The organism is Brevibacillus sp. MER 51 (assembly GCF_023714195.1).
Taxonomy (GTDB): domain Bacteria; phylum Bacillota; class Bacilli; order Brevibacillales; family Brevibacillaceae; genus Brevibacillus.
The window spans coordinates 1-10,890 of the sequence record NZ_JAMAUS010000033.1 but is presented as its reverse complement, the minus strand read 5'-3'; the positions used below and the strand labels follow the sequence as shown (position 1 = coordinate 10,890).

The following is a 10,890-nucleotide window of genomic DNA, read 5'->3' as shown; positions in this document are numbered from 1 at the left end:
TCATAAGTAGCAGCTCCTTTCGTATTGTAGCGCTCTGTCTATTGGCGTACTTGCCCTTAGTGTAGCCAGAGTAACCTACGAAGTTACGAATAGGGGCTGTCCTCGTTCATAATAACTTATGGAATACCTCTTCGAAACTTCTACGTTTGAAGCGCTCCCGCCATTCATTCCGGAGCGGACAGTCAATCCCCCTTTCGGGGCGTAGGCCGAAGCGTAGACTGGAAATACGCTTCTTCCCTCCACTACAGCCGCTTTTTACACAAAAACACACGCCAACGCAAACAAAAATCAGGAAACCTTCGCCCCTCTTTAGGCGGCAACACCTCAGACAAAATACGGATCAATTCCATGCTTGATACCTCCTTTGTCGTCGGGTATGTAAGCAGTGCACGAGGCCTACGCACCCAAATACGCCTTGACGATCGAATCGTCTGCCCTGAGAACGTCTGCCTTATTTTCCATGACGATTCGCCCTGTCTCCATTACATAGCCGCGATGAGCAAGCTTCAACGCTGCCTTGGCATTTTGTTCGATCAAAAGGATCGACGTGCCTTGCCTGTTTATTTCCCTGATGATATTCATGATCTCAACCACAATAATCGGGGCGAGCCCCATCGACGGCTCATCTAGCATCAAGAGCTTTGGACGTGCCATGAGACCGCGACAGATTGCGAGCATTTGCTGCTCGCCTCCGCTTAGTGTTCCTCCCATTTGTTCACTCCGCTCCTTCAATCGGGGGAACAGCGTGAAAGCCTGCTCAATCCCCTCTGCGATAGCGGCCTTCTCTTTTCTCTGTGTAAAACCGCCTAGCTCCAAATTTTCACGCACGGTCAAACCAGCAAAAATCCGCCTGCCTTCTGGTACATGGATGATGCCTGCCTCGACAATTTGGTGAGGGGCCCAGCCCACGAGACTCTGTCCATGAAGCAAGACGTCTCCACGGCTTGGTCGAACGATTCCGGAAATCGTTTTGAGTGTTGTGCTTTTGCCCGCACCATTGCTGCCTAGCAGTGCGACAATCTCTCCTTCATGCACGTGCAGGTCGATGCCTTTAAGCGCTTCAATTTTACCGTAAAACGAATGAATGCCGCTGATTGTCAAAAGTGGTGTCATATCGCCTCGTCCTCCTTGCCCAGGTAGGCTTCTACAACACGCGGATTGCTGAGCACATCCTCGGGAGTTCCCTCTGCGATCTTCTGTCCGTAGTCGAGGACGATTACTTTTTCCGAGATTTTTTTGATCAACCCCATATCGTGCTCGATGATCAGCACTGTCAACTCGTAATGGGTGCGGATTCGCTTGATCAAAGCAATCAGTTCTTCCTTCTCCTCATAATTCAGCCCCGCAGCAGGCTCATCAAGCAGCAACACCCGCGGCTTGGTAGCTAAGGCCCGCGCGATCTCCAAATAACGCTGAGCGCCGTACGGCAAGTTTTTCGCTATGCGCCAGCAACTGTTTTCCATCCCCACGAAACGAAGGCAGTCCCTTGCCATATCCTCGATCAACTGTTCCTCTCGGCGCTGTGCCCTAGTCTGCCATAGTGCTCCCCAGACGGTTTGGCTCGTGCGGCTGTGCATGCCTGATTTGACATTATCCAAGACAGTCAAATTCGGAAACAGCCGCAAGTTTTGAAACGTTCGCGCCATACCGAGCCGTGTGATTTGGCTTGGCTTTTTTCCCACGAGCTGGTTGCCTTCAAGAATGATCTGCCCCGCTGTCGGATGGTAAAATCCGGTGATCATGTTGAAGACGGATGTTTTCCCCGCTCCATTCGGGCCAATGATACTGCTGATCGAGCCTGGGCTGATAGCAAAAGACAAGTCGTTCACCGCTGTCAGACCGCCGAATTTAAGCGTTACATTTTTCACTGTCAAGCTTGACCTCATTACCGCTGCCCCCTTCCGTAGCTTCCTTGGTCTCGCCACGACTAGTGCCTCGTTTCATCTCATAACGGGCAGGCCACAGTCCTTGGGGGCGAAACAGCATCATGGCGACCAGCGCAGCACCGAAGATCAAATAGCGCCAATCTTCCACGGAACGCAGCAGCTCCGGCAAGGTAATGACCAGCACAGCACCCAAGAGGACGCCGGGAATGCTGCCCAAGCCTCCCAGTACTACTGCCAAAAGAATCATGATGGACTGGGTAAAGCTAAAACTGAGCGGCGCAATCGCACTCATTTTGACAGCAAAAACAGAACCAGCCAGACTCCCGATGACAGCTCCGATCGAATACGCCAACAGCTTCATATTAATCCGGTTAATGCCCATCGCCTCGGCAGCATCCTCGTCCTCACGAATATACATCCACGCCCTGCCGATGCGGGATGTGCCCAACCGTTTGACAGCCACCACCACCAAAACAGCAATGATCAAGATCAAATAGTAAAAATCGGTCTGGCCGCCAAGCACATAACTCCCAATAGAAGGACGCGGGATTCCGTAAATACCTGAAGCTGATCCGGTAATAGTAAGATTGATCGCTAAAATACGAATAATTTCCCCAAAACCGAGGGTGACGATTGCCAGGTAGTCACTGCGCAACCGAAGTGTCGGCGCCCCGATGATCACACCCACAATAGCCGCAAATGCCATGGACACAGGCAAGGTCAGCCAAAACGACCACTGATAGACCGTCATCAGAATGCCTGTTGTATAAGCACCTACGGCAAAAAAGGCGGCGTAGCCCAAGTCGAGTAATCCTGCAAAACCGACTACCACATTTAGCCCCTGGGCCAAGACAACGTAGAACAAAGCAAGCGTCGCAACATCCAGCCAGTAGTTATTGGACAGAAACGGGAGTACGCACGCGACGGCGAGGAACAGGACAACAGCGATTTTTTTTCGAGATGGCTTCATCCGCTACATCCTCTCTGTCACTTTCTCACCCATGATGCCCGTTGGCTTCAATACGAGAATCAAAATCAACAGGGAAAAGGCCACGACGTCCTTCCATGAACCGCCGAACATAAATGTTCCGGCTGTCTCCATCATCCCAAGCAACAGCCCGCCCAGCACCGCTCCCGGAATGCTGCCAATCCCGCCCAAAACCGCTGCGGTAAACGCCTTGAGCCCAATGATAAAGCCCATCATGAAATTGACGGTTCCGTAATAAGCACCTGCCATCGTGCCCGCCCCTGCTGCCAACGAAGCACCGATGAAAAAGGTCAAGCCAATGACTTTATGCACATGGATACCCATTAGTTGACAAGCCGTCTGATCGAGCGCAATCGCCCGCATAGCCTTGCCGTACAGCGAGCGATTGATGAATAAATGCAAGCCCAGCATCAAAAGTACCGAGATGATGACCAGTCCGATTTGGACATACGTGATTTTGGCCCCTAGTAGACTAATGCCGTCGTGAGAAAGCTGCAAAGGATACACTTGATACTGCGCCCCCCAAACAATCATCGAGCCATTTTCCAAAAAGAGAGAAACACCAATTGCCGTAATCAGGATAGAGAGTCGTGGAGCGAACAAGAGCGGCCGATATGCCACCCTCTCGATCCCCATCCCGATGACGCCAACAATCACCATCGTCAGCAATAAAACAATCAATATTCCCATCAAACCTGCTCCAGATGAATCTCCGCCAAACACGCTGAGCAAGGTATAGCCGACAAATGCACCGAGCATGTAGAGATCGCCATGCGCGAAGTTGAGCAGCTTGATAATGCCAAAAACCATCGTATAGCCCAAAGCGATCAAACTGTAAAAGGCACCAATAACCAGTCCGTCCGCCAGTGTTTGGACGAGAATATCCATTCCTCCACCATCCTTACTTGAGGTAATGATTGACATATACCCTACTTCGCTAACGTGAACTTGCCACCCGTCACTTTCAAAACGGCGAAGTTGGAGGTATCCAGCGTATTTTGCTCGTTGAACGAAATCGTTTGTCCAAGCGCCTTGAAATCCTTTGTTTCTTTGATTGCCTTTTTGATGGCGTCGCGATCAGTCGATTTCGCCCGTCCGATCGCATCTGCCAGCAGATTGACCGCATTGTAGCTCAACGCTGAGAAAGGACCCGGTGCCAAGTTGTTATACGCCTGCTTGTAGGCAGAAGTGAACTCCTCTGCCCCCTCGATGAATTCCGCTGTAGGGGTCGCGGTAATCAAAAGGCCTTCCGCATTGTCTGCACCTGCAATCTTGATGACATCCTCACTGAATGAGCCATCGCCTGCGAGGAACAGACCCGATACACCTTTTTGTTTAAATTGCTTAACCATCAGTCCACCAGCCGCATAATAGCCGGTAAAATACGTCGCGTCCGGCTGGAGGCCTTTTATTTTTGTGACCAGCGCGCTGAAATCTTTTTCTTCGGGGTTGATCGCTTCGTACGCGATGACTGCGCCGCCGGATTTTTCAACGGATGCTTTGGCAAAATCGGCCAAATCTTTGGCGTAGGCAGAATTGTCATGGATGAGTACGACTTTTTTCGCTTGGTTCGCTGCCATGTAATCCGCTGCGGTTTGAGCTTGATCTGGGGTTAGGCCATTAATCAAAAAGAGGGTGTCATAGCCTTGCGCGGGCAATTTGGCTGAGTTGGCTGCGGGAACGATCATGGGAATGTTGGCATTTTTGAATACACCCGATGAAGGTAGTGTCGCACCTGAGCAGTAACCACCGATGACAGCCACTACGTTTTGAGAGACCAGCTTATTGGCTGCCGTCGTCGCCATTTGTGGATCGCAGCCATCATCAGCTACTTCAATCTTCAATTTTTTTCCAATAACTCCACCGCTGTCGTTTATTTTTTTGACAGCCATTTCGATGGCGTTTCGCATATCTTTTCCATCTGTTGCGTTGTTACCAGTTACTGGTAACACTACACCAACGAGTATTTCGCTAGCATCTGCGCCTCCAGTAGAAGCTCCTTGATTGGCACATCCCGCTACAGCAAGCGAAAGAGTCAACATCACCGCGACCATCACACTTCCCCATTTTTTCATAGCCCATCCCCCATTCGAATATTATTCGATTGATGCCCATTTCCAGTCGATTGCGCCTAGACCATCCTGGAAGATTCCTTTTACCTGGTCATTCTTCACCCATGTATGCGTATAGAAGTAGATCGGCATAATCGGCATTTCGTTCATCATGATTTGCTCGGCTTCACGCAAAATTGCCTTGCGTTTTTCTGGATCACTCTCGGTTGCGGACTGATTCAGCAGCTCTTTGAATCTCGGATTTTCCCAACGCGTATCATTGTTTCCTCCGTCCTTTTCCTTGAACAGCTCCAGGAAGTTGATCGGATCGTTGAAGTCGCCCGACCAGCCGAGACGCCCAACCTGATAGTTACCCTCGTGCATGGTCTCGAGGTATACCTTCCATTCCTGATTTTCCAGCTTCACATCTGCACCAAGGTTTTGTCGCCATTGGTCCTGAATCGCTTCTGCGATCTTTTTATGTCCTTCTGATGTGTTGTAGCTAAGCTTGATCGGCGGCAGTTTAGAGATGCCCAGCTCTTTCATTCCTTCTTCTAACAGCTTTGTGGCCGTTTCTTGATCATTGTCTTTGAAATAACTGCCCGTATTGAGTCCCATTGTCGGAGGAACTGCTGCCATCGCTGGCTGCTGATTCGCTTGGAGTACGTTGTCAATCAAGATTTGACGGTTGATGGCGTAGGCAAAAGCTTTACGAATCTTCACGTTATTGAACGGAGGTTTCTCTGTATTGAACTTGTACCAGTAGGTAGCACCGACAGGCTTCACTTGCAGCTTTCCGCTATCTTTAAGCGCTGGCATCGCATCTGTTGGCAGCGAGCTTAACGGACTGCCTGCCCAGTCAATCTCGCCGTTTTCGAACATGGACAGCTCTGTATTTTCATCCTCCACCATCGAGAACTCAATCTTGTCCAGCTTGACACTCTCTTTGTCCCAGTAGTTGTCGTTTTTCACGAGGATCATTTTGCTTTTGTGTTCCCAAGACTCCATCTTAAATGGACCATTTCCTACGTGTGTTTTGGCTTCTCCAACCCATTTTTCATCGGCCTCGACTACTTTTTTATTTACCGGGAAATAAGTTTGGAAGGCGGTTAGCTCCAGAAAAAAGGGGGTTGGATTCGTCAACTCTACTTGAAGTGTCTTGTCATCCAATGCTTTTACGCCGACATCATCCAAGCTGCCGGTCCCTTTGTTCGCCTTCTCCGCATTCTTGATGTAATAGAGCTGATAGGCGTAATTGGACGCTGTCTTCGGATCGAGAGCTCGCTTCCACGCGTATTCGAAATCGTGGGCTGTTACCGATTCCCCGTTGCTCCATTTGGAGTCTCTCAGCTTGAAGGTGTATGTTTTCATATCACTCGATACTTCAATTTTCTCGGCTACTGCTTCCTCTGGCTTGCCCGATGGCCCGATGCGTGTCAGCCCATCAAAAACTGCTTTGACGATAGCAGCAGAAGTCGTGTCTTCCGCAAGTCCAGGATCACCTGTAGGAGGTTCGGAGTGAAGATTCCAGCGGAGGACTTGTGCTTTTGCTGATTCTTTCGCCGTGGCGGCAGGTGCTGGCTGCGTGCTCGACTGTCCACTCTGTGCCGCTTGCTCGGCTGGCTTCGCTGCAGGCTGTCCGCCTCCACATCCTGCCAACGCTACTCCCATGACTGCTAGACTACTCATTACTGCCAACATGCTTTTTTTCATTTGATCAACCCCCATTGTTCAGTCGTTATGCATTTGTTTTCAGAATTATCAGAATGCAAAAGGTGTGCCAAAAAATGAAGGCGGCAGTACCTTCGTTCTAGCCTTGGTTGTTGTAAACTTTTTTGTACACTGTATACCTTGTCGTGTTTCAAATCCTAGACACCGCTGTTAGACAAAAAAGCCTCAGCCCATTTACTTGGCCAAGACTTTTGTCTCTCGATTTACAAAATGATCAATTCGCGCGGTGAATGTGTCAGCACCTCATTGCCACTCTCTGTGACAATCAGATCGTCTTCGATACGGACCCCACCAAGCTCTGGGATATAAATCCCCGGCTCTACGGTCAAAATCATGCCTTCTCGGAGGACAGTCGTGCAACGTGTGGACATAAATGGCTCCTCATGAATATCGAGACCCACTCCATGCCCCATCCCATGTCCAAATCGCTCGCCATAGCCGTGCTCCGTGATGTAGTCCCGTGCGAAGGCGTCAGCCTCTTTCCCGGTAATGCCAGGACGAATGCCTGCAACAGCCCGATTGCGTGCTTCCAAAACGATCTCGTAGATGGCTTTGAGCTGTTCATCAGGAGTTCCAACAGCAACCGTACGGGTAATATCAGAGCGATACCCTTGATACAATGCACCAAAATCCATCGTGACCATATCGCCCGCTTCAATCGTTTTTTCACTCGCTACGCCATGGGGAAGTGCGGAACGATAGCCAGAAGCAATAATGATGTCAAAAGCAGAACCCGACGCCCCTTCCTTTCGCATGATCATTTCCAATTCGTTAGACACCGCGAGCTCTGTGATACCAGGACGCAGAAAAGAAGTAATATGGGAGAATGCCGCATCGGCGATTTGCGCAGCCGTTCGAATGATCGCCAGTTCTTCCTTTGTCTTTATCATCCGCAATCCTTCAATGACACCTGACGTCGGAATGAATGCTGTTTGGACCGCCTCACTATATTTACGATGCAAGGCAAACGAGACATTCTCCTCCTCAAAGCCGAGACAATTGATCCCCATCGCTTCCGCCTGGCGTGCTACTTCGCTGTAAATGGATTCTTTTGTCGGCAAATAAACGATCTCAAAGCCTGTTGCTTGTGCTTGCGCTTGGGCTGTGTAACGGAAATCTGTGAAGAGCTTGGCCTGGTCCCTTGAAATGAGGACAACTCCGTATGTACCTGTAAAGTTTGTGAGGTATCGGCGATTTTGTCCATTGGTGATCAACATCCCGTCAATCCCAAGTGAATCGAATTGCTCACGCAGTCTTGTTACTTTTTCCATCTCTGTCATCCCTCTTTTGTTTGTCATGATTGGGCTAGTTCTTTGAGAATATTCAGCAAGTATTGTGCCAGCCTGGACGATTTGACTCGCTTTCCCATGGCACGACACTTGCATTTTCATCAAGCAAGAATGAAAGGAGGCTTCATCATGGAATCGCATCTATTGATTATCTGCCGTTGTGAAGAAGTAACTCTCGCTGAATTGGAAGAGACCGCCCAAACCTACCAATGTACCGCACGCGAGCTCAAGCTACGGACCAGAGCCGGCATGGGCTGCTGCGGTGGGAGAACCTGCCGTACATTGATCGATCAGGTCATTCAGCAAGTAACTGGCCAAGCGCCTTCTCATACTGTACCTCTTGGGTACCAACCGCCTATCCGTCCTGTCTCATTTCAAACGCTTGGGGGACAACGGACATGAGTCAACGAATTGATCACCATCCGGTTCTCGGTTCACTCGGGGATAGAAAGCAGCTTCGTTTTTATTATAACGGCTCTGTCTATACGGCTTACGAAGGCGAGACGATTGCGGGAGCCCTATTGGCCGCAGGTGTCCGTACGCTTCGGGTGCATGAGGAAAAAGGAACACCGCGAGGAATTTACTGCAATATCGGTCATTGTTATGAATGTCGCGTCCATGTAGACGGTGTCCCTACCGTGCGTGCTTGTATGACGCTTGTGCAGGAAGGCATGCGAGTGAATGCGGGTTCTGTCCTTCCTACTCCCTTGAAAAAAGGAGGGCATGGTGCATGATCGATCTTCTCATCATCGGGGCTGGACCCGCGGGCTTATCCGCAGCAATTGCAAGTGCCAAGCAGGGATTGGCTGTTCGTGTAGTTGATGAGTTTTATCGTCCTGGGGGCCGCTTGCTTGGACAGCTTCACGAAGAACCAAACGGTGTGTGGTGGAATGGGCTGGATGAGGCAGCCCGGCTCACGGAAGAAGCGATTGGGCTTGGCGTAGAGATCCGTTGCGGCGTTTCCGTCTTCCATTTGACCCAATCTCAAAATGGCTGGATTGTTTCTACCACAGTGGGGGAAATGATAGCCCCGTTGCTCCTGATCGCTACGGGGGCTTCTGAAGCAGCTGTACCCGTGCCAGGGTGGACGTTACCTGGCGTGATGTCCATCGGAGCTGCTCAAGTCATGACAAACGTGCAGCGCGTGCGAGTAGGACAACGCGGAGTCGTTATTGGTATCAATATCTTATCGGTGGCGATATCCCGCGAATTGCAGTTGGCTGGAATTACGGTGGATCGAATGATTCTCCCACCTCGTACGACTGTCAGTGGCACTGCGGGGCAACCGCAAGCAGTGATGCAATCTTTATTGCGTGTCGCCCATCTTGCCCCTTCTCTGATGATTCGGCTGGGGAGCAAACTGATGGGAAATTCATGGATGCAAAAGCTGGCAGTGTCCCTCTACCCCTCCAACGGTTTTTCTATGTGGGACATCCCGATTCAACTGCGAGCAGCAGCACTGGAAATCGTCGGAACCTTTCAAGTTGAGGGTGTCCGTATCGCCCGAGTTGATGCCGATGGTTCACCAATAGCTGGAACCGAACAATTCATTCCGGCTGATTTCGTCTGTATCGCAGGCGGATTAAGTCCACTCGCTGAATTAGCGGCGATTGCCGGGTGCCCTTTTGCCTATGTTCCCTCCTTGGGTGGGCATGTCCCCTTACACAATGAGAGCATGCAAACAGCAGTCCCCGGACTCTATGTTGCTGGCAATATCACGGGAATTGAAAGTGCCAAAGTGGCAATGGCTCAAGGTACAGTCGCGGGACTTTCTATCGCAAAAGCTCGGGGAAAGCTGAAGAATGAACAACCATTATCGGATGCCATTCAACAGGTGAAAATCGTCCGCCAAAACGCAACGATTCAGTTTCATCCAGACATTGTGGCCGGGCGAGCACTGGTAGGGCAAATGACTGCAGAATGGATTGCGCACTAATTTATTCATTTAATAGGGAAAAGGCAGCCTGTTATTCCTTCACGGCAGGCTGCCTTTGTTTTTTTGAATCTACAGGAAACGTATCGTCTAGTCTAGTTTCTCTGCTTGTTCCCGATAGTAAGTAATGAGCTCAGGGTATTCCGCGATTTCTCTTTCCCCTGTCGGCGTGATCGCATACAGCCCTCGTTGCACACGGGTAAACCACCCATAATGATTTTGGATAAGAATCGACGAGGTTTTCTCCCCTGCTCCTTTACTCTTGAGTAATTTCGGCGATAACGGCCCATATTGCTGAAGCAACGTTGCAATTTGAATGCAGTTCTGCTTGTAGGCCGTCATGAGCTTGGTTTGATAACTGCCGCCAACATTGTAATCGCCGTATCTTCCCCGCATCTCTTCAATGATGCGGCTTCGCTTTTTTTGATTGAATTGCTTGCTTTTTACCCGATCAAACGGTCCAGGTGAAATATTCACTTCCATGACTGCGGACCCTCTTTTTGGAAAGGACACGAGAATGAGACCGAGCTCGAGACGTCTAACCAAGTAGCATATATCTTGCCATTTTTTCGAAAACAATTTGTATTTGGGCTTCGGGATTGCCATATAAACAAAATCGGTATAGCGTTGTCGCTTGGTGGCCTGTATGAGCAATTCCACACTTAGGTTGCGCTTAAACTCGACAATAATCAATTCCTCGCCTTTAATTGCAGTTAAATCACAATGCTTGACCTCGCCAAAAACGTCATATCCTTGCGCGACAAAATAATTCCGAATCGGTTCGTACATGTCAGCTTCATATTTTTTCTCTGCTTTTGGTTCCATGTGCTCCCCTTCTCTTATAGGAAAAAGAGCCAATCCAGTGGATTGACTCCTCTCTTCGTTATTCCTTCAAAACTGAATACGCATGATTGCTAAGAGTGTGTGGATAAGTCCTCGACCGATTAGTATTCGTCAGCTCCACGCGTTACCGCGCTTCCACACCGAACCTATCAACCTCATCGTCTATGAG

Annotated in this window: 11 protein-coding genes and 1 rRNA gene; 3 read left to right on the top strand and 9 right to left on the bottom strand. The window is 49.8% G+C overall.

What is annotated here, in order from left to right:
• Positions 1-396: 396 nt before the first annotated feature.
• The 7 genes from M3630_RS30295 to M3630_RS30265 all read right to left on the bottom strand — a co-directional run bounded on the left by M3630_RS30295 (position 397) and on the right by M3630_RS30265 (position 7,927).
• A complete protein-coding gene (locus tag M3630_RS30295) occupies positions 397-1,113 on the bottom strand; it encodes an ABC transporter ATP-binding protein (protein WP_251254646.1) in 717 nt (238 codons plus the stop codon).
• On the bottom strand, positions 1,110-1,886 hold the full coding sequence (locus M3630_RS30290; protein WP_251254645.1) for an ABC transporter ATP-binding protein: 777 nt from the start codon (positions 1,884-1,886) through the stop codon (positions 1,110-1,112). The genes M3630_RS30295 and M3630_RS30290 overlap by 4 nt, the downstream gene beginning before the upstream one ends.
• Positions 1,849-2,856, bottom strand: a complete 1,008-nt coding sequence (locus tag M3630_RS30285; RefSeq protein WP_251254644.1) for a branched-chain amino acid ABC transporter permease — start codon at positions 2,854-2,856, stop codon at positions 1,849-1,851. The genes M3630_RS30290 and M3630_RS30285 overlap by 38 nt, the downstream gene beginning before the upstream one ends.
• A gap of 3 nt (positions 2,857-2,859) precedes the next feature.
• Entirely contained in the window at positions 2,860-3,762 is a 903-nt protein-coding gene (locus tag M3630_RS30280) for a branched-chain amino acid ABC transporter permease (protein ID WP_251254643.1), read from the bottom strand.
• Between the two features lie 41 nt (positions 3,763-3,803).
• Complete coding sequence (locus tag M3630_RS30275) at positions 3,804-4,949, bottom strand: branched-chain amino acid ABC transporter substrate-binding protein (protein ID WP_251254642.1); 1,146 nt, start codon at positions 4,947-4,949, stop codon at positions 3,804-3,806.
• Between the two features lie 21 nt (positions 4,950-4,970).
• Entirely contained in the window at positions 4,971-6,638 is a 1,668-nt protein-coding gene (locus tag M3630_RS30270) for a peptide ABC transporter substrate-binding protein (protein ID WP_251254641.1), read from the bottom strand.
• A gap of 221 nt (positions 6,639-6,859) precedes the next feature.
• Complete coding sequence (locus tag M3630_RS30265; protein WP_251254640.1) at positions 6,860-7,927, bottom strand: M24 family metallopeptidase; 1,068 nt, start codon at positions 7,925-7,927, stop codon at positions 6,860-6,862.
• Positions 7,928-8,074: 147 nt separating this feature from the next.
• Between M3630_RS30265 and M3630_RS30260 the strand changes: the two genes are divergently transcribed.
• Genes M3630_RS30260 through M3630_RS30250 form a run of 3 tightly spaced genes read left to right on the top strand, consistent with a single transcriptional unit; the run spans position 8,075 to position 9,881 of the window.
• Positions 8,075-8,347 (top strand): (2Fe-2S)-binding protein, encoded by a 273-nt coding sequence (locus M3630_RS30260; protein ID WP_173612062.1) that lies wholly within the window; start codon positions 8,075-8,077, stop codon positions 8,345-8,347.
• Positions 8,344-8,679, top strand: coding sequence for a (2Fe-2S)-binding protein (locus M3630_RS30255; RefSeq protein ID WP_173612063.1), 336 nt, complete (start codon positions 8,344-8,346; stop codon positions 8,677-8,679). Before M3630_RS30260 ends, M3630_RS30255 begins: the two co-directional genes overlap by 4 nt.
• Positions 8,676-9,881, top strand: a complete 1,206-nt coding sequence (locus M3630_RS30250; protein ID WP_251254639.1) for an NAD(P)/FAD-dependent oxidoreductase — start codon at positions 8,676-8,678, stop codon at positions 9,879-9,881. The genes M3630_RS30255 and M3630_RS30250 overlap by 4 nt, the downstream gene beginning before the upstream one ends.
• 87 nt (positions 9,882-9,968) lie before the next feature.
• Here M3630_RS30250 and M3630_RS30245 read toward each other — a convergent pair whose 3' ends face one another.
• On the bottom strand, positions 9,969-10,703 hold the full coding sequence (locus tag M3630_RS30245) for a DUF2161 domain-containing phosphodiesterase (RefSeq protein WP_251254638.1): 735 nt from the start codon (positions 10,701-10,703) through the stop codon (positions 9,969-9,971).
• Between the two features lie 99 nt (positions 10,704-10,802).
• A 23S ribosomal RNA gene (locus M3630_RS30240) occupies positions 10,803-10,890 on the bottom strand; the annotation flags it as partial.